Raw genomic sequence first — 18,437 nt, forward strand, 5'->3', positions numbered from 1 at the left:
CTGACCATGACTCGATTTGCCGTGTTTTCGTTGTCACTCCTGACGCTGTCTTCGGCGTTCGCCGCCAGCGACATGCAGGGCATGGACCACAGCCAGATGGGCGATATGCAAAGCATGGACGACGGCATGATGCAGCCCGCCGCGCCAACTGAAAGCCGCACGCCGATCCCGAAGCTGACCGACGCCGACCGCGCCGCCGTGTTCACCAGCCCCGGTGGCCACCAGGTGCACGACAGCGCGATCAACACGTACTTCCTCGCCGACAAACTCGAATGGCAGAACGGCGACGACGCCAGCACTCTGGCCTGGGATTTGTCCGGCTGGATCGGCGGCGACATCGATCGTCTGTGGCTGCGCTCCGAGGGCGAACGCAGCAACGGCAAGACCGAAGACGCGGAGATCCAGGCGCTGTGGGGCCACGCGATTTCGCCATGGTGGGACGTGGTCAGCGGCGTGCGCCAGGACTTCAAACCCGGCGCCCCGCAAACCTGGGCCGCGTTCGGTCTGCAAGGCATGGCGCTGTACAACTTCGAAGCCGAAGCCACGGCGTTCATCGGCGAAAACGGCCAGAGCGCGGTACGGCTGGAGGGCGACTACGACATCCTGCTGACCAATCGCCTGATCCTGCAGCCGACCGCCGAACTCAACGTCTACGGCAAAAACGACCCGCAACGTGGCCTCGGCTCCGGCCTCTCGAACACCGAAGCCGGATTGCGCTTGCGCTATGAAATCCGCCGCGAGTTTGCGCCGTACATCGGCGTGACCTGGAACCGCACCTACGGCAACACCGCCGATTACGCACGGGAAGAAGGCGAGGATCGCAGCGAAGCGCGACTCGTCCTCGGCGTGCGGCTGTGGTTCTGAATCCGTTTCATCCACCCCTGAAAATCCACCGCCGAAGAGCGGTAAGAGGCCTCGCATGCGCATGATCAAGACAACCTTCATCCTCGCCACCGGATTGCTCTTGAGCACCCTGGCCCAGGCCCACCCGAAACTGCTGTCGTCGACCCCGGCCGAAGGCGCGGACGGCGCGCCACCGGAGAAAATCGAACTGCGCTTTTCGGAGAACCTGATGACCCAGTTCTCCGGCGCCAAACTGGTGATGACCGAAATGCCCGGCATGGCCCACTCGCCGATGCCGATGAAGGCCAAAGTCAGCGCCGGCAGCGATCCGAAAACCATGCTCGTCACCCCGCTCTCGCCTTTGCCGGCCGGCACCTACAAGGTCGAATGGCGCGCGGTGTCGTCGGACACTCACCCGATCACCGGCAACGTCACGTTCAAAGTGAAGTGACCGATGGCCGACCTGATCAACATCCTCCTGCGGATGGCGTTGTACGTGGATTTGCTGCTGTTGTTCGGGGTGGCGTTGTTTGGGTTGTACAACGTTGACGCGACGCTGCGGTGTCGGCCGATGCTGCGCGGGATGGCGTTGATCGGGGCATTGCTGTCGGTCGCCGGACTGGTGCTGATGACCCGCGCCATGAGCGGTGAAACGGAATTCGCGGCGCTGTGGCCGCATCTGCAAATGATGCTGTTTGAAACCGATGTCGGGCTGGCGTGGGCGGTGCGGATGATTGCGCTGATCGTCTTGATGATCTGGCCGGGTGTGTGGCTGGCGTCGATAGCCGGCGCACTCGCCCTCGCCTCTCTGGCCTGGAGCGGGCACGGGGCGATGGATAACGCCTGGCATCTGCTCAGCGACATCCTGCACCTGCTCGCGGCGGGTGCATGGATGGGCGCCATGCTGGCGTTGATCTTGATGTCACGGCTCGACGCTCTGTTCAGCGAAGCGCGAATTCGTTCGCTGGCCGATGCCGTCAAACGTTTCGAAGGCGTGGGCGCGGCGATTGTGCTCATCCTTTCCGTGAGCGGCGTACTGAATTACCTGTTCATCGTCGGCCCGACACTGGACGACGTCTTGCTCCGCACCTACGGGATGCTGCTGGCGATCAAGGTCGTGCTGTTTGCCGGCATGCTGGTTTTAGCGGCGCTGAACCGCTTTCACCTCGGCCCGTTGCTGGAGCAATCGCTGCGCGCGGGGCAGCATCAGGTGGCGGCCAATGCTCTACGCCGCAGCGTGTTATTTGAGCTGGTTATTGCGCTGTTGATTGTGGGGTTGGTGGCATGGCTGGGAACGCTCGGGCCGGACGCGGGATGACACCCGGCAAACCCTTTCACTACACTGGCCCGCACTCCCACTGCACAAGCCCGATCTCCATGACAATTCGAAAAAACACGACGATCCTCTGCGGTTTGCTGGCGCTGGCCAGCACCGCCCATGCGCAAGAGCCAGTCTCACACCTGGACACCATCCAGCAACAAGGCCAGTTGCGTGTCTGCACCACCGGCGACTACAAACCCTACACCTTCAAACGCGCGGACGGCGGTTTCGAAGGCATCGACATCGCCATGGCGCAGTCCCTGGCCGACAGCCTCGGCGTGAAAATCGAGTGGGTGCAGACCACCTGGAAAACCCTGATGCCGGACATGCAGGCCGGCAAGTGCGACATCGGCATGGGCGGCATTTCGGTGACGCTCGAGCGGCAGAAAAAGGCCTACTTCAGCAACACCCTCGACGTCGACGGCAAGATCCCGCTGGTGCGTTGCGCCGACCAGTCCAAGTACCAGACCATCGAGCAGATCAACCAGCCGAACGTGCGTCTGGTCGAACCGGCCGGCGGCACCAACGAAGCCTTCGTCCACGCCTTCCTGCCCAAGGCGCAACTGGCCTTGCACGACAACGTGACGATCTTCGAACAACTGCTCGACAACAAGGCTGACGTGATGATCACCGACGCCTCCGAAGCGCGGTATCAACAGAAACAGAAACCCGGTCTCTGCGCGGTCAACCCGGAGCAGTTCATGCAGTACGGGGAAAAGGCCTATTTGCTGCCGCGTGATGACATGAGCTGGAAGCTGTATGTCGATCAGTGGCTGCACTTGAGCAAGGTGACCGGGAAATATCAGAAGGTCATTGGCGAGTGGCTGGCAGGGCCGCAGTAAGTCTTTCAGGGCGAAATACGTAAAACGAAAAAGGGCGCCTCCATAGGCGCCCTTTTTTATGAGCAAAACACTGACGCCGTTCAATAACGCCTTGAAACATTTGGTGTTTATTTCGCGATTGCTCTCGAAAAAACAAAACGCCCAAATCCCACCCTCCCAGGCGCCTGCCTGGAAACACAACATGAAACATCAACGATCGACCCCGCGGGTTCAGCTTCAAGCTCCCGCGCGACAAGGAAAGCACCATGCAGTTTGTCCCCCTCACCGAGGCCAACCCCGCCATCCAGGCCCACGTCCGCACCCTTCGAAACCAGGAAGACGTGCGCAAGTACATGTACACCTCCCATGAAATCAGCGACCAGGAACATGCGAACTGGCTGACGTCCCTCAAAGACAATTCGCGCCAGCAAGTGTTTGTCGTGCTCAAGGAAGAGCGCGCGGTTGGCGTTGTTTCACTCAATGCAATCAACACCGTACAGAAGACGGCTGATTGGGCGTTTTACCTCGACGTTCAACTACAAGGCAAAGGCCTGGGCAGCGTGGTCGAGTTCTGGATGCTGGATTACGCATTTGCCGAAGCGGGGCTGGAAAAGCTCAATTGCGAAGTGCTGGCGAGCAATCCGGCGGTGGTGAAAATGCATCAGAAGTTCGGATTTGAGCTGGAGGGCGTCAGACGGCAGAACATCCTCAAGGACGGCGAGCGTATTGATGTGGTGCTGCTGGGGATTACCAAGGCTGAGTGGCTGGCCAAGCGACCGGCATTGCAGAAAGTCGTCGAGCGCATCGGCGCGATCTAGGCCATACGAAAAAGGGCGCCCGCGATGGGCGCCCTTTTCTATTCAATCGTCATGCAACATGCCGGAGCTGTACTGGTTGAGACTGGCACCAATACCGGTGCCGCCGAACTTCAGCGTATTGGCGCTGGCGCGCCCTTCCGGCGACTGGCAATCCGAAGAAAAACAACTGGTGGTGGTCAACCCACCGGAGCCCGAACAGGCACTCAATACCGAGACAGCTGCAGCGATCAACAGCACTTTGACGACATTGGCACGCATGGTGGGGCTCCCCTGGGATCAAACGCGAAATAGCACGACCTTATGCCTGCATCGTAGGCGCTTGCGTGGGGTGGGAAGATGAAACTTTCGTGTTTGACAGCTTGGGTTCAGGCGGGCCGTCCATGGGATGCCCTTCCGTGGCAACAACCAACGTTTTCGCCACGGAAGGGCTGTCGATTACGTCTTGATTTCGACGTTATCCAACGCCTGATTCACAGCCAGCCCCGCGACCATCACCACTTGCGCGATACCCAGCGCGGTTTTGCGGTGGGCGGGCTCCAGAATGGCGGCGAAGTTGTTGAGCATTTCGGCGATGGAGCCGAGGGATTCGCTCGCGTTGGCCAACAGGGACTCACTGTCGTAGGCCGAATTGGCAAGGAACATGGGGTCATGTTTGTGATGACTGCCCATGATGCGTTGTTGCGGGGTGAGGTAATGGTCGAGGGCGCGTTCGGCGGCTTCGTTGAGGGTCTTGGAATCGGGGAACTGATAAGGTGAAACCGGATCGGTTTCTGGTGGGTTTGGGGTTGGTTTGATCATGGATGAGACTCCTAACACTTTTAGTGAAGGCTTCACCCTTTCGCTACCAAACGAAGGGTGGCGGCCATGAACAGGTTGGTAGACCGGGTGCTAGGAGCCGGCGCGCCCGAAGACGCCCTGTACATGACCACCATAGACCCCCGATCGAAATCACGATCGGTGACGGTGACGCTGTACATCTAACACGCGGGCTACCAAACCCGATCACTGGTTTTCAGTGACCCGAGAACGATAAAAGCCACGGGGTAGACGCACAAGCCGGCGGATTCTGTCTTAGGTGTAGGGGGTGGCGCAAGGAAGTGTAGGGCCAAAGTCGTGTCAGAGAGCTTCGTTTAAACACTCTTGGATTTCGCTGTTTAGATTGGCGACTACACCGAGCAAGTCGCCGTCAGACACCCGCCAAAGCAAGTCTGATACAGTCGGTCCCAGCTAATCCGATGACAGGGAGTCACACATGGCAAAGCCCGCCGCACGCCTCACCGATCCCACCAGTTGCCCCATGCCCGGACACGGCCCCAAAGCCATCGCCTCCGGATCCCCCGACGTGTTCTTCGACGGACTCGCCGCCGCCCGAATGGGCGACACCTGCACCTGCGGCAGCGCACTGGCCTCCGCCGTATCCGGCACCGTATTCATCAACGGCAAAAATGCCGCGCTGGTTGGGACAGTCGGTTCACATGGAGACGTTGTGATCGGTGGATCGGGAACGGTGATTATTGGCGACTCGCATACGCCTGCGCCGTTTACGCCGCCTACCCCGATGATCATTCATGGGAACTGGATCGCCTTTAAGATCCCCGCATCTGAAAGTTATGAAGGATTTACATGCACCGCGCATTTTGATGACGGCTCATCAATGACCGGCGCCTTCGACTCAAATAACACCGTCCGATTTGCCAACCCGACCGGCAAAATGTGCCATACGCTCGCATTCGCAGAGCACGAAAACACCTGCACTACATCAAGCATCGACGCACTGCTAAAAGACATCTTGGGATAAGGACTTCTCATGACCGAACCGTACCTCGTAACCGGCTCATATGTTGTCAAAAGTGAACACACCCTCAGCCAGTCTCCACTTGAAATGGCCATCGCAGGAATGGAAGGCGCTGCCACACGTTTTTCGATTGACGCGATCAAAGACGAACGCGTCCGCGCCAGCTACCAGCGCAATATAAAACGAATGGCGCAACAGGTATTGGCAGACGTTAGAGCTGGCAATATCACCGTTGAAGACGGTACAAAATTCAGCAACGAAATGCGCAACAAAATAATGTTTGAGCATCGCAAATTCACCTCCGCCCAAGGCGTCGCCGTTGCCGAGAAAAAGAAAAAAGGTGGAAAAACGCACGCAGACATTCTTGATGAAAAATCTCGAACCGGTTTCAACAAAAATTACAACCAACTTTCAAAGACCCAGCAAAAAGAAATCCTTTATAAAGCCCTCGAAGGATCAGGCCGAGACAACGCTAAATTTACAGCCGGCACAAAAATCATGACCGTCATGGGCAAGGTTGGGATCATCATGACGGCCGCCCTTGCTACCTACGAAATACTGAACGCCGACAACAAAGTAAAAGAAACCGCGCGACAAGCAACAATCCTTGGCGCCGGAGCCGCCGGCGGCTTCCTTGCAGGCCTGGGTGTGAGCGCAATTTGCGGCCCGGCCGCACCAGCATGCGCCGTAGCTGTGGTTTTAATAGGCAGCATGGCAGGTGGCATCGCCGGAAGCGTAGTCGCAGATACCTTTGACGAAGAATTAGAGGAGCTTTCCCATTGGGAAGTATTTTAACTCCGGAAGACAAGGCCAAGATCCAGATAGCACTGGCTGAGGCCTTCGTTGACAACGAAGTCGACTATGCTTACATCGCCGAGCAAATTAAACCCTACGACCTGAAAACTGTTGAAGACATACTATATTCAGAAGTGGCTCCCGTGTGTTTTGGAAACCTTGAGACGCCTGTTCCTCCCATCTGGACGGGGTTCAAGGATGAGTGGCTGTTAGATGAGATTGAAAAAGAACTGCTAGCTCGTCAACGGAGTAAAGTGCGGCGAACTTTTGACGAACTGAAGATTCTTTGGCTTCGTTACAGCTATCGCTATATTTGGAAAGAAATCTTAAAAAGCATAAACAAATAACCAATTCAACAGTAAAAAATGAGGACAGATATATTCATCAATTAAAATAAATAAATCTGTCCCCTGTCCCCTTTTGATGCTGTTTCACAGCTACATTCAAGGTCGCCCTTAGAAGCAAGGCTGACACCATCACATGACAGGACGTCAAAAATGGCTGAACCAACTACTCGGAAGACATCCTCCACCAAGCGTGACTGGGCGTTAACAACTGAGAAGGAGCGCTCCCACGTCTATTGGGCACTGTCCGACGCGTTTGTAGACAACGAGGTCAACTACGAATCCATCGCGCGCCAGACCGAATATTACGACCCGCAAGAGATAAAGCGAATTCTCTACGAGGAGGTCGCACCTGTCTGCCATTCGAACCTTGAGACAGTGATCCCGATGATCTGGTCTGCTTTCAACCTTGAACAACTAACGTCTGACATTAGGGACAATCTGAGAGCCCGAGAGCACAGCCGTTATCGACGCCAAATAGACAAACTGCTGATACGTTGGCTTGAGTTCCGATACAGATACATATGGAAAGAAATCTCCAGGCACTATCGAAAATAATCTGAGCTGTACGCACATTCTCTAGTGCCCTTCCCTTCATCGCACGGGTGACGAACCCTCCGCGACAGCAAACTGCCCGCCTGCCACAGAGGGTTGCAACGACCCACTTCGGCTCGACGTTATCCAACGCCTGATTGAACAAAGGGGACAGATTTATTTATCGCCAAAAAATGAGCAAACAAATCTGTCCCTTTTCTATTACTGGCGAGGCGTATTACACGCCAAAGCATCAAACTTAGAAAGATTCGACCGGTTTTTTGGTCTGCTCAACAAGCTTGTTCTCGTCAAGTTTCGGGAAAGAAAACTTGATCATGATGACCGATTCCTCGCCCTCGCCCGTGACAATCAGATCAGCCCCCCTGACATTCGCAGGCGCGGCAGCCATCAAACCAGAAACGCTAGGTGTGCCTTTGATCGAGGCAGCGCCCTCAATAAACGAGTAGGTCAGATTATTGGCGTTTAGAGCAACACTTTCGTAGTTGGTGAGTTTCGCGGTGTACTCATCCTTGCTTTTAGCTTTAGCCGCCAGATCGACGAGATCAAGCATGGACTTGCCGTCAGCCAGTGCGACCAGACCGAATGACTTGGCCAACGCACCGATGGCACGCCCGAACAGTTCCCGCTCATAGGGCGCGAACAGGGAAACCATAATCAGCTTGTCACTGCTGAACACCAGGCCAGCAGTGAATTTTTGTTCAATGAAATCCACATCATCAATACACCGAGCGGGAGCGCCCACCTCTGCCGAGCAGTCATAGTAACCACCAGCCTCGGTGTATTTCGTGATTGGCGTGTCGTAAGCGTAGCTCTTGAACAGGTTGTCAGCTGCAACGGCATTCTGCATAGCGCCAACGAGGCCGGCCACACAAAGCATTAACGCATGGATTTTTTTCGACATGGATTCCGTTCCTGCGGATGTGGACATTGATAGCCACATGCTATCAATCCTGCGGCGGATTTGTCTCGCTCAATCCAGTGCGGGTTGTGCAAGCTCAGCAGATCCAGAAGTCGGACGCTGTAAACCCACTCTGCCATTCCTGCCCCTCAAGCTCCCTCCTCCCATTCCTGATAAACTCCCCCACCTCCCAGCCACACCGATTCCGTACCCCCAATGCCCCCAATCACCGCCACACCCGCCCCACTCTCCCGCCGTTTCTCCGTCGCGCCGATGATGGATTGGACTGACCGCCATTGCCGGTTCTTCCTACGCCTGCTGTCGAAAAACGCCCTGCTCTACACCGAAATGGTCACCACCGGCGCTCTTCTGAACGGTGATCACGAACGTTTCCTCCGTCACAACGAAGCCGAACACCCTTTGGCCTTGCAGTTGGGCGGCAGTGTCCCGCTGGACCTGGCCGCCTGTGCGCGTATGGCGCAGGAGCACGGTTATGACGAGGTGAATCTGAACGTTGGCTGCCCGAGTGATCGGGTGCAGAACAATATGATCGGTGCGTGCCTGATGGGGCATCCGCAGTTGGTGGCGGATTGTGTGAAGGCGATGCGTGATGCGGTGTCGATTCCGGTGACGGTGAAGCATCGGATCGGGATCAACGGGCGGGACAGTTATGAGGAGCTGTGTGATTTCGTCGGCACGGTGCGGGATGCCGGGTGCACCAGTTTTACGGTGCATGCGCGGATTGCGATTCTGGAGGGGCTGTCGCCGAAGGAGAACCGGGACATTCCACCGCTGCGTTATGACGTGGCGGCGCGGTTGAAGGCGGATTTTCCGGAGCTTGAGTTCATTCTGAACGGCGGGATCAAGACGATGGAGGCCTGCCATGAGCATTTGCAGACCTTTGACGGTGTGATGCTGGGCCGTGAGGCTTATCACAATCCGTATCTGCTGGCCGAGGTGGATCAGCAGTTGTTCGGTAGCTCAGCGCCGGTGATCACCCGGGCCGAGGCGCTGGCGCAGTTGCGGCCTTATATTGCCGCGCATCTGGCGACCGGCGGGGCGATGCATCACATCACGCGCCATGTGCTGGGCCTGGGCACCGGTTTCCCGGGGGCGCGCAAGTTTCGGCAGTTGTTGTCGGTGGATATTCACAAGGCCAAGGATCCGTTGGCGTTGCTGGATCAGGCGGCGGAGTTGTTGGCCGGTCGTTGATCGAGGCGTTGAATGTGCGGGCAACGAATGACCGTTGCCCGCGGCTGTAATTCTTTTGATGTACGGACAGGATGTCTTTTGTTTATGCCCGCGTTGAATTTCTCTGGCTTCAAGCGCTGCACCCTCCTTGCCTTGCTTTGCGTCACGTCCAATGTTCAGGCCCACTGCGACGGGCTGTGTCTGGGTAACACCGATACGCCATGGGAGGTGACCAAGCTGTCTGGTTTCACGCTTGTCTCTTTGCTGCTCACGCCCTTTACGGCCTCGCAAGAAACCACCGAAAGCCATAAACGCGTTTACTCCGCCGAGGAGCTGGAAGACGCGCGACTCTACCTCGCCAGCGACGGCATGCTGAAGGCTGCGTATTTCACGTCAGCCTTGCAGCGTTTTCGTCAGGAATCGCCTGATACTGAGTTAAACGATCTAGCCGTCGCGGCACTGATCAGCAGTCAGTGATCAAGCCGCCGCTTCCGTCCAGTTCACCCAGCCAAACACCCACGTGGCCAGGATCAACAATCCAAACGCGATCCGGTACCAGGCAAACGCAGCGTAGCTGTGGTTCGCAATGAACTTGAGCAAGCCGCGTACGGCGATCATCGCGAACACGAACGCGGTGACAAAGCCCAGGGCGAACACAGGCAGGTCGCCCGCCTGGAACAGTTCCCGGTACTTGTAGCCTGAGTACACCGCAGCACCGACCATGGTCGGCATCGCCAGGAAGAACGAGAACTCCGTGGCGGCCTTGCGCGACAGGCCGAACAGCAAGCCGCCGATGATGGTGGAGCCGGAGCGCGAGGTGCCCGGAATCATCGCCAGGCACTGTACGAAACCGATCTTCAACGCGTCGGACCAGGCCATGTCGTCGACGTGCTCGACGCTCACCACATGATCCCGACGTTCGGCCCACAACATCACGATACCGCCCACCACCAGTGCGACAGCGACGGTGATCGGGTTAAACAAGTAATGATGAATGGCATCGGCGAATAACACGCCCAGGACGACCGCCGGGAAGAATGCGATCATCAAATTAAGCGTGAATCGTTGCGCATTGCGCTGGGTCGGCAAGCCTTTGACGATTTCGAAGATCTTCGGCCGAAACTCCCAGACCACAGCAAGAATGGCACCCAGTTGAATAATGATGTTGAACGCCATGGCGCGTTCGCCACCAAAATCGAGCAAGTCGGCAACGATAATCTGGTGGCCCGTACTGGAGATGGGCAAGAACTCGGTGAGACCTTCTACCGCACCTAAAATCAACACCTTGAACAAGGTCAGTAAATCCATTAATCCTCCGTCAGAACGCTCTTGAAGAGCGCCCGGTCAACTGCATTCAGGCATTGGGTATCTGAAGTTAAACAATTGGTAGATCCAGACCCATTGCCCGACTCGGTGACGGAGAATATGTCTTATCAAAAGACACACTCAAGCCATGTTAATAATCGTCCGTCTGTGAACTTGTTCTCTTAGTAGCAAAAAAAGCCCTCACGCCCTAAAATGTGACCCACCTCACATTCTCCAGTTTCAAGCCACAATCAATAGTGGCCATAGGACATAAAACAGGTCGCCATAATTACAAAATAGTGGCACCATTGCACATCGCCACCATCTAACGACCTTCGTTTCGTTAGTTCACAGCCCCGAGAAAATCAACTAAAAGCTTGAAATGCTTAATTATTGTTAGAAAACTCGGGAGCCACGTCTAAAAACCGCGTAAATGTTACCAATTGTCAGTCACAGATGAGAACCGGTGCTTTAACATCCCGATGTCAGCACTTTTTCGAGTCAACGCATCATGCTTACAGGGAACTTGGCGACTAGCAGCCCACACCGGACAAACAACGAGCCAGGCGTTCTCACTCTGGCCCGTACCCGTGCTGTGGCTGAACATTTTAGAGCGTTGATCGCGCAGCATGTGCAGACCGATCTGGCTCTAGAGGCCAACTCCTTCACTAGTTCATATCAGCAAAATGAATATCACAGCTCCTATCGAGCCATCTTCATCATCATCGACACTCCCCAGGCACTCGAAGACAATCTGGCGATGGTGGAAAACCTGCGTGCCGATAACTTGAAGCCGATCATTTGCGCGGTCATTACAGGGCGCGGCGCCTACAGCAAGATCAAATACCATCTTGCGGGGGCCGACTTCTGTATCAAGCTCAATACGCTTGCCGACGAAGGCGCCGAGTTGTTCGGTGAGTTCTTCAGCAGTGAAGAATGGCTCAGGGATATAGACCTGGTGCTGGACCCGACCCGTATTTGCCTGTCGGACACCAGCAAGAAACTGGACATTTCCTTTGCCGAAATGAAGATTCTGGAAGCGTTTGCGCAGACCAGTAATCACATACTCAGCCATGATGAAATCGCCAGCATCATGGGGCTCAACAGCAATTTCTACGATCCCCGGGCACTGGAAAAATCCATCAGCCGCTTGCGTGGGAAAATCAAGGACGTGTACGGTACGAACGCCATACAGAGCATTCGCGGGTATGGCTACCGCCTGATGAGGGGGTTGATCTCGACCGCCTGATTCAGGAAATCATCATTTGCAGCATACGAGGGAACGTCTGATGCAACGCTATGAAAATCCAACGTCTCACCGCTTTATCCGCAATATCCATCCAATAAAAAGCTGTCAATTGAATGAGCGCTGCAACACTTAAACATAACAATAAATCATTACTCTAAAAGCAGACCAAGTGGAACTTATCGCGGCCATAATTGGGCCCAGACCCTGCCTGTCGATTATTTCCGAGCGCGTTATTACTCGTCTGCCGAATACCTTTTAGCCATATTTGGTGCGTTATTTCAGGAGAGAGACATGGAAACCAGTACAACCCTCCCAAGAAAATATTTTGTTGTCGTGACGAACAATTCCGCGTCGCAGCGCGAACTCGAGAGCATTCTCTCCAGTGAGCGTTTCAATTCGTTTGGTACGTCTCAGGCACAGATGTTTGTTGAAGGTGTTGCTTCGCCCTCTTCCACTCCCACGCTGATGGAGTTCACTTACCCACGCGGCACAAGGAAAAGCGTCGCTCGCAGTATTGAACATGATACCCAGCGAATATTGGCCACCCTCGAGTCCGAATGGCTGGCTGCACAATCTACTCATTCATTCCAGAACACCCAGGCCATAACGTCGGACGTCAATGACACTTCCCGGCCGGTCACAGAAGCCTGGCACCTCGACAATGATCAAGGCGTACTTGTCCGGGAGGATATCGAGATCAGTCTCACCGGCCTCGAAACCGCACTCGTCAGGAAAATGCTGCACCATGAAGAACGCGTTGTCAGTCGCGACGATCTGATTCTCAGCATCGGTCGGGAACCGGAACAATATCGCGGTCTGGAGATGTGCCTGAGCCGTCTTCAAGACAAATTCAAAAGTGCCAGTAACGGTGAGCGACTGTTTCGCGCTGTCCGCAATCGCGGTTATTGCCTGATCCAGGAAGTTGTTGCCTAAGCACAGCCTTCCCATCAATGAACAGAAGCAAGTGCAATTACAAAAATAAAAAAGCACTTTGCTTGTTTTAACCCTCCTTTGTCAGTAATGCCTCCCTCCTCACCCTTCCTACGATAGCAAACACAACAGGGATTATTAACCCTCCGCCCTTCGACCTTTTCTAACGTTTGATATTCTTCAATTCAAATGATTGGCACATTGCCATCTTGTTAGAACTCGTCAGACAGCTTCTTCCCCAATAACTTAGTCTATTGATTGACGACAGTTCGGCATACCGATGTTGTTACCTCAGAACATGGGCACCTAAAACAAAAACAAGTCTGCTTAACAACTCGGATTTCAACTGTCGAAACCTGAATGGAAGTCTTTTGGGGATATCGCATATGGATCTCACTCTACGTATCAACCGAAACACGGGCCTCAAGGGACTTACCTTCTGGGGCCAATGGGCACTGGCACAGTGCTTTATTGTTTCACTGTTATTTATATTGGCTGAGCAGCACACGGGAACGGTCGAGTTCTATTACCGGATGTGCACCATGCTGGCGGTGTTGGCCTCGGTTCCGGCTTATACCTTCAGTGGCGCTTACCGAAAGCGAGACAACTACCTGACCGGTCTGGGACGGCTGTTCATGGGCTGGTCGATGACCATGGCCGGGCTGACATTCATCGCGTTCATCTGCAAGGCCGATGAGCTGTTTTCGCGCCAGGTGATCCTTGACTGGGCGGTGTACGGCTTCCTCGGACAAGCGTTGCTGTATGCACCGCTGCATGCGTTCTCCAAGTACTACCAGCGTTCGCGCAAAAGCGAGCACAAGACCCTGATTGTAGGGACGGGCGAACTGGCCCTGGGCTTGGCGAAGAAGCTTAGCGAACACGAAAACCTGCCGTTGGTAGGTCTGGTCAGCAACGGTACCCTGCCCGCTCTGGACGCAGACGCACCACGCGTCGTCGGCGATCAGGAAAACCTGCTGGAACTGATCAAACGCCACGACATCCGTCGTCTGTACATCACGCTGTCGTTGTCCGAAGCGGCGAAGATCGAAGCGATGTATGTCGATCTGCTGGATGCCAACGTGGACGTGGTCTGGGTGCCGGATCTGAACAGCCTGACGCTGCTCAATCACTCGGTAAAAGTCGTGGACGGCCTGCCGGCGATCTACCTCAACGAAAGCCCGCTAACCAGCCGCCCCACCGCCGCCCTGAGCAAGAGCCTGATGGAGAAAAGCGTCGCGCTGCTGGCCATTGTTCTGTTGAGCCCGGTGCTGTTGCTCATCTCCCTGGCGGTTAAGCTCAGTTCCCCCGGACCGGTGTTCTTCAAGCAGGATCGCCATGGCTGGAACGGCAAGGTGATCCAGGTCTGGAAGTTCCGCTCGATGCGCGTGCACGATGACCGCGACGTCAAACAGGCTAGCCGCAACGATTCACGCATCACCGCCGTCGGACGCTTCATCCGCCGCACTTCGCTGGATGAACTGCCGCAACTGTTCAACGTGCTGCAAGGCCACATGGCACTGGTCGGCCCACGCCCGCACGCCGTGGCACACAACAACTACTACTCGGGGAAAATCCTCGCTTACATGGCGCGCCACCGAATCAAACCGGGCATCACTGGCCTGGCACAGATCAGCGGTTGCCGGGGTGAGACCGATACCCTCGACAAGATGGAGAAGCGTGTCGAGATCGACCTCAAGTACATCAACAACTGGTCGCTGTGGCTGGACGTGAAGATCCTGGTGAAGACGCCGTTTACCCTGTTGTCGAAGGATATTTACTGAGACGCAGAGCTGCAGAAAGCAACACCGCAAGGGGACGAAAGTCCCCTTTTTTGTGGGCGGGACTTGGGGGTTGGCGGGCAGCTTGCGAGCACGCTGGGTCAGTTGAATTGATGCCGACCGGACTGACGCCAATCGCGAGCAGGCTCGCTCCTACAAGGTTCCGGGTAATGCTGAAATCAGGCATTACCCAATAACCTGTGGCAACGCTGGAAGGATCAACAAAGGCATCCACCACAAACAAAAACGGGAGCCGAAGGGCTCCCATTTTGGCTTCCCGGTCTCCCGGACTTACTCGGTAATCTTCCCGAAGTTGCGATAGAACATGTCGTCTTCGCGGCTATCGGTCATCGAGTGCAGCTGGAAGCTGCGATTAAGCCTCGCGCCACCGTCCCGGGTCAGCGGCGCCCAGACCAGGTTGGCCCGGCGCATGGTCGACATGCTCATCATCTCGTCGAACGGAATGGACAGGTAAATGCCCTTGTCGAAGCTACCTTCGCCGTATTCCGTACTGCCGGCGGTGGTGATGGTCGCCCAGGCACCGAAGCGCACACCGTTGGAAAACTCTCGCGAGATATCCAGCGTGCCGCCAAAGTCGCCCGCCAGATAACGCCCGACGCTGACCGCCGCGAGCGTTTCGTAAGGCAAGTCGGTGTAGCCGGTGATGTGGCCGGTCAGCACCGAATAATCACGCAGGTCGAAACCCTGGTCGAATTCGCGCTGACGCACGTAGTTCAGGTCCGCACCGATCGCCCAGCGCTCCCCGGTCGGACGGAACAGCACCTCGCCGCCGACACCCGCGAACATCGACTCCAGATAACCGCCGTAGACCATGCCATACAGATCTTTGTCCAGTTGCTCGGCGTGGCTGACCTGAAATAACGGCATGGTGGTTTCGGAGGTCGTCAGGTACTGGCGCAAATCCGTACGCACACGCGGCAGACCGCTGGGTGCGTCGTATTTGAACTTGTCGAAGTTGTTCGCCAGGTTCTGGCTGAGCATGCCGCTCCACCAGGTGTTGCGGTTGAAGCGGAACTCGGCGTCGAGGTCGGCACTGAATTGATAGAGCAAACCATCCGGGCCGCCGACGTTCTGCTTGAAGCCCAGACCGGCGCCATAACTGAAATGCTGCGGCGCTTGGGTGTAGAGCGTCTTCTCGTTGTGCGGCATCGCCGGGTTGACCTCGGTGGTGCGGTGCAACGTTTGCAGCGGCTCCTCATTGTTGATCACTTCGCGGAAGGTCTGGCGCGGCACACTGGTTTCTTCCAGCGGCAGGTCATAGCGCTTGTTGACCACGGTGAACCAGTTGATGTCGTCGTTGACGCTGTTGTCCAGAATCCGGCTCGCACGGCCGACAGCCTTGGCCGAATGAAAATAACGCTGCTGCTCGCCGTACACGATCAGCTCGGAGTCTCGCTGGGTTATGCGCTCGACCTGATAGCCAGCATTCTGCTGCAAGCGTTGCGAGACGTTGGCCCAGTCGACCTGATCCGGCGCCGTGGTCGGTGCTTTCACTGGCAACGGTTCCGGCGGCGGATCGAAGGTCTTCGCCGGGGCTTTGCGGCTGACGAAATTGGTGTGGAACGTGACGCCGAACATGGCCGTATTACCGCGTTCCCACGCCGCGCTCACGTCGAGGGAGTCGGTCACCTTGAACACCGCGCCGAGGTTGATCGGCGAGTCCTGCTTGATCACGTTGTCCTTCGGTTCGTGCTTGTAGTCGTTGCCTTCGTATTCGAGTTTCAGGCTCAGGCGATCCCATGGCGTCTGGTAACTCACACCGCCGAAGAACGATGGCTGGCCGCGAAAATACGAGCCGGCATTGACGTCACCGGTGCCTTCCATCGCTGGCCGGGTCTTGAAGCGATCATCGAGATAGCCCAACGGGTTGTCGACATCTCCGCGATTGCCGATGTAACCCCAGGCAATGCCGGCGCTGAAATCCAGGTTGTCGAAGCGCTTGTTGGCCACCAGGAATTCACTGGCGAACAAACCCGTACCGCCGACGTCTCGGAAGCCCAATGCGATATCGGGCGCCCAATGGGTTTCTTCCCAGAGCCGGACTTTGACGTCGACCGCCTTGTCCTTATAGCTCTGGTTGCCGCTCATCGACTCCGGGCCGTAAGGGCGGTTGGTGATGGCGGTGTAGCGAAACGAGCCTTCGAGCCAGTCCAGCGGCTGCAACGAAACGCTGTAGCGGCTGTAAGGCTCGGTGCGGTTGGCGTTGACGCTCAACTCGCCGGCCGGGGCCATGCGCGCGGTGGGCGTCTGCAACAGACCGGTGCCACCAAAATCGCCCTGGGTAATGCGCGGCTCGGCATGGGCCAGGCCGCACGGCAATAACAACACAGCTGCAAAACGCAAATTCAACGAACCACCTCAGCCAACTGCGTGGCAATAAATTCGGCCAACTGCTGATTCAGTTCAGGGATAGGCGGGTCAAGATCATCGTTTTTCAACGGCACCAGAATCTTGCTGCCGGCAACGGGAAACTGCCCGCTCTCGCGATTCCAGTGAGCAATGCCGACGCGCCGCGAAACACCATTGGGCTGGATCAGCCACAGGTAATCGGCGTCGGCATCGTCCTCCAGCAGCACGCAACTGCTGAGATATTCACGGGCCTCGAGCAACGGTTGATAAGGCAGTCGGCAGGTCCCGGCAACGGCGCCGAGCACTTGCACTTCATCGACCCGCTGCGGGTAGATCAGGCGATCGCCATCGTCCAGACGGATGTTGCGGGCGAACCCGACTTCCAGCGCCACCGGGTCCAGATCCGCGATCTGACGCCCGGTGACCGGCATCTGCCGGACGTCCTCGGCCATGCGCACCGCCAGGGCTTTGCGGCTCGGTCGATCGAACAAATCGGCCATGCGTTGCAACACGTCCAGGTCGAACAGCACGCCGACCTTGAGCCGGGTCTGCTGCTCCAGCAGGGACTGACGCAGCAACTCCCCCGCCAGCCAATAACCTTCGGCATTCGGTACGGCGACGCTGATCACATCGGTCAATCGCCCACCTGCCGGCAACTCGACCGGCCCCGGGTTGGCAACGTCGCCGCTGACGGTCACCGCTGCCTGGCTTGCGCCGGCGAGCAACATCAAACCCGCCGACAAAACCTTCAAGCGCTTCATGGCACGCGCCTGCGATCAGGGGTCAGCTGCACGATCTTCACTCGCAGTTGCGAGGTCAGTTGCTGCTCACTCTGCACAATGAAACCGTCAACCGGATCGACCCAGTAACGGTTGGTCGCCCGCAGGCCGATGGCCGGGACGTCGATACGCTCATCGACACGCAGCACGGCGTATTCCTTGTTGAGAATCTTCAGGGTTTCCGTGGATTTTCGGGTGAAGCGGCTGTTGACGATCAACCCGACTTCCTGGCCCTTGTAAAGATCGATCCAGCGCTGACTGGTGTCGCCATCGGCAACGTTGTGCAGACCGCGCTTGAACGGCGACGCATCGGACAGCCGCGTGCCGTCCAGATCGCCTTCCGCGCCGAGGCCGATGGTGCGCACGGCGAGACCGTCGCGCAGCAGCAGAACCTGCTTGCCGGAGGCGACCCAGAACTGCAGGTCCTCACGCTCACGCACCAGTGCCAATACCCCGGAGCCGGACGGCGTGGTCAGTTTGAGTTGCGGATAGTTGACCTCGGCCACCTGGGCCGGAGTCACGTCGATATCATCCGGGCCGACCACCGCCGACTTGAGGTTGGTCACCGACGCGACCATCAATGGGTTGCAGCCACACAGCAACAAGGCCGCCATCAGGCAGACGCCAACTTTCAACGTATTCACA

Annotated in this window: 21 protein-coding genes; 14 read left to right on the forward strand and 7 right to left on the reverse strand. The window is 56.6% G+C overall.

Annotated elements, in window-relative coordinates; genetic code table 11:
• The first annotated feature begins 6 nt into the window (after window positions 1–6).
• From IF199_RS20240 to pseH, 5 genes are all read left to right on the forward strand, one after another.
• The gene (locus tag IF199_RS20240; RefSeq protein WP_192558540.1) at window positions 7–864 is read left to right on the forward strand and encodes a copper resistance protein B; all 858 of its coding nucleotides are present in this window, start codon (window positions 7–9) and stop codon (window positions 862–864) included.
• 55 nt (window positions 865–919) lie between these two features.
• The gene (gene copC, locus IF199_RS20245; RefSeq protein WP_192558541.1) at window positions 920–1,294 is read left to right on the forward strand and encodes a copper homeostasis periplasmic binding protein CopC; all 375 of its coding nucleotides are present in this window, start codon (window positions 920–922) and stop codon (window positions 1,292–1,294) included.
• Between the two features lie 3 nt (window positions 1,295–1,297).
• The gene (gene copD / locus IF199_RS20250; protein WP_192558542.1) at window positions 1,298–2,161 is read left to right on the forward strand and encodes a copper homeostasis membrane protein CopD; all 864 of its coding nucleotides are present in this window, start codon (window positions 1,298–1,300) and stop codon (window positions 2,159–2,161) included.
• 59 nt (window positions 2,162–2,220) lie between these two features.
• The gene (locus tag IF199_RS20255; RefSeq protein WP_192558543.1) at window positions 2,221–3,006 is read left to right on the forward strand and encodes a transporter substrate-binding domain-containing protein; all 786 of its coding nucleotides are present in this window, start codon (window positions 2,221–2,223) and stop codon (window positions 3,004–3,006) included.
• Window positions 3,007–3,251: 245 nt separating this feature from the next.
• The gene (pseH, locus tag IF199_RS20260) at window positions 3,252–3,803 is read left to right on the forward strand and encodes a UDP-4-amino-4,6-dideoxy-N-acetyl-beta-L-altrosamine N-acetyltransferase (protein WP_192558544.1); all 552 of its coding nucleotides are present in this window, start codon (window positions 3,252–3,254) and stop codon (window positions 3,801–3,803) included.
• A 42-nt stretch (window positions 3,804–3,845) separates the two neighbouring features.
• On the opposite strand, the gene IF199_RS20265 is transcribed toward pseH, so the two are convergent.
• Window positions 3,846–4,061, reverse strand: coding sequence for a hypothetical protein (locus tag IF199_RS20265; protein WP_096822039.1), 216 nt, complete (start codon window positions 4,059–4,061; stop codon window positions 3,846–3,848).
• Window positions 4,062–4,238: 177 nt separating this feature from the next.
• Window positions 4,239–4,601 carry a DUF6124 family protein gene (locus IF199_RS20270; RefSeq protein ID WP_192558545.1) on the reverse strand — a complete coding sequence of 121 codons (363 nt, stop codon included), beginning with the start codon at window positions 4,599–4,601 and terminating at the stop codon, window positions 4,239–4,241.
• Window positions 4,602–5,055: 454 nt separating this feature from the next.
• Between IF199_RS20270 and IF199_RS20275 the strand changes: the two genes are divergently transcribed.
• From IF199_RS20275 to IF199_RS20290, 4 genes are all read left to right on the forward strand, one after another.
• Complete coding sequence (locus tag IF199_RS20275) at window positions 5,056–5,601, forward strand: PAAR domain-containing protein (RefSeq protein ID WP_192558546.1); 546 nt, start codon at window positions 5,056–5,058, stop codon at window positions 5,599–5,601.
• Window positions 5,602–5,610: 9 nt separating this feature from the next.
• A complete protein-coding gene (locus tag IF199_RS20280) occupies window positions 5,611–6,393 on the forward strand; it encodes a hypothetical protein (RefSeq protein WP_166223752.1) in 783 nt (260 codons plus the stop codon).
• The gene (locus IF199_RS20285) at window positions 6,378–6,740 is read left to right on the forward strand and encodes a DUF7079 family protein (protein WP_192558547.1); all 363 of its coding nucleotides are present in this window, start codon (window positions 6,378–6,380) and stop codon (window positions 6,738–6,740) included. The genes IF199_RS20280 and IF199_RS20285 overlap by 16 nt, the downstream gene beginning before the upstream one ends.
• 150 nt (window positions 6,741–6,890) lie before the next feature.
• On the forward strand, window positions 6,891–7,295 hold the full coding sequence (locus IF199_RS20290; RefSeq protein ID WP_192558548.1) for a DUF7079 family protein: 405 nt from the start codon (window positions 6,891–6,893) through the stop codon (window positions 7,293–7,295).
• Between the two features lie 235 nt (window positions 7,296–7,530).
• On the opposite strand, the gene IF199_RS20295 is transcribed toward IF199_RS20290, so the two are convergent.
• Window positions 7,531–8,193 carry a hypothetical protein gene (locus IF199_RS20295; RefSeq protein ID WP_192558549.1) on the reverse strand — a complete coding sequence of 221 codons (663 nt, stop codon included), beginning with the start codon at window positions 8,191–8,193 and terminating at the stop codon, window positions 7,531–7,533.
• Window positions 8,194–8,406: 213 nt separating this feature from the next.
• Here IF199_RS20295 and dusA point away from each other — a divergent pair, with 213 nt between their 5' ends.
• Together dusA and IF199_RS20305 are read left to right on the forward strand one after the other, a co-directional pair.
• Window positions 8,407–9,402 (forward strand): tRNA dihydrouridine(20/20a) synthase DusA, encoded by a 996-nt coding sequence (dusA, locus tag IF199_RS20300; protein ID WP_192558550.1) that lies wholly within the window; start codon window positions 8,407–8,409, stop codon window positions 9,400–9,402.
• 84 nt (window positions 9,403–9,486) lie between these two features.
• Window positions 9,487–9,858: a DUF2388 domain-containing protein gene (locus tag IF199_RS20305; protein WP_192558551.1), complete on the forward strand. Its 372-nt coding sequence runs from the start codon at window positions 9,487–9,489 to the stop codon at window positions 9,856–9,858.
• Here IF199_RS20305 and IF199_RS20310 read toward each other — a convergent pair whose 3' ends face one another.
• Window positions 9,859–10,689: an undecaprenyl-diphosphate phosphatase gene (locus IF199_RS20310; RefSeq protein ID WP_102621820.1), complete on the reverse strand. Its 831-nt coding sequence runs from the start codon at window positions 10,687–10,689 to the stop codon at window positions 9,859–9,861. It abuts the gene before it with no gap.
• Between the two features lie 505 nt (window positions 10,690–11,194).
• On the opposite strand from IF199_RS20310, the gene IF199_RS20315 reads away from it, so the two are divergent.
• The 3 genes from IF199_RS20315 to IF199_RS20325 all read left to right on the forward strand — a co-directional run bounded on the left by IF199_RS20315 (window position 11,195) and on the right by IF199_RS20325 (window position 14,646).
• On the forward strand, window positions 11,195–11,935 hold the full coding sequence (locus IF199_RS20315; RefSeq protein ID WP_192560987.1) for a winged helix-turn-helix domain-containing protein: 741 nt from the start codon (window positions 11,195–11,197) through the stop codon (window positions 11,933–11,935).
• Between the two features lie 291 nt (window positions 11,936–12,226).
• Window positions 12,227–12,868: a winged helix-turn-helix domain-containing protein gene (locus IF199_RS20320; RefSeq protein ID WP_102621822.1), complete on the forward strand. Its 642-nt coding sequence runs from the start codon at window positions 12,227–12,229 to the stop codon at window positions 12,866–12,868.
• 383 nt (window positions 12,869–13,251) lie between these two features.
• Window positions 13,252–14,646: an undecaprenyl-phosphate glucose phosphotransferase gene (locus IF199_RS20325; RefSeq protein ID WP_192558552.1), complete on the forward strand. Its 1,395-nt coding sequence runs from the start codon at window positions 13,252–13,254 to the stop codon at window positions 14,644–14,646.
• A 288-nt stretch (window positions 14,647–14,934) separates the two neighbouring features.
• Here IF199_RS20325 and IF199_RS20330 read toward each other — a convergent pair whose 3' ends face one another.
• From IF199_RS20330 to IF199_RS20340, 3 genes are read right to left on the reverse strand one after another with little or no spacing between them, the layout of a single operon-like run.
• Window positions 14,935–17,013, reverse strand: a complete 2,079-nt coding sequence (locus tag IF199_RS20330; RefSeq protein ID WP_096822055.1) for a YjbH domain-containing protein — start codon at window positions 17,011–17,013, stop codon at window positions 14,935–14,937.
• Complete coding sequence (locus IF199_RS20335; protein ID WP_096822056.1) at window positions 17,010–17,774, reverse strand: capsule biosynthesis GfcC family protein; 765 nt, start codon at window positions 17,772–17,774, stop codon at window positions 17,010–17,012. The genes IF199_RS20330 and IF199_RS20335 overlap by 4 nt, the downstream gene beginning before the upstream one ends.
• Window positions 17,771–18,436 carry a YjbF family lipoprotein gene (locus IF199_RS20340; protein WP_192558553.1) on the reverse strand — a complete coding sequence of 222 codons (666 nt, stop codon included), beginning with the start codon at window positions 18,434–18,436 and terminating at the stop codon, window positions 17,771–17,773. Before IF199_RS20340 ends, IF199_RS20335 begins: the two co-directional genes overlap by 4 nt.
• Window position 18,437 lies beyond the last annotated feature (1 nt).

It is taken from the genome of Pseudomonas allokribbensis (assembly GCF_014863605.1).
Lineage (GTDB): Bacteria > Pseudomonadota > Gammaproteobacteria > Pseudomonadales > Pseudomonadaceae > Aquipseudomonas > Aquipseudomonas allokribbensis.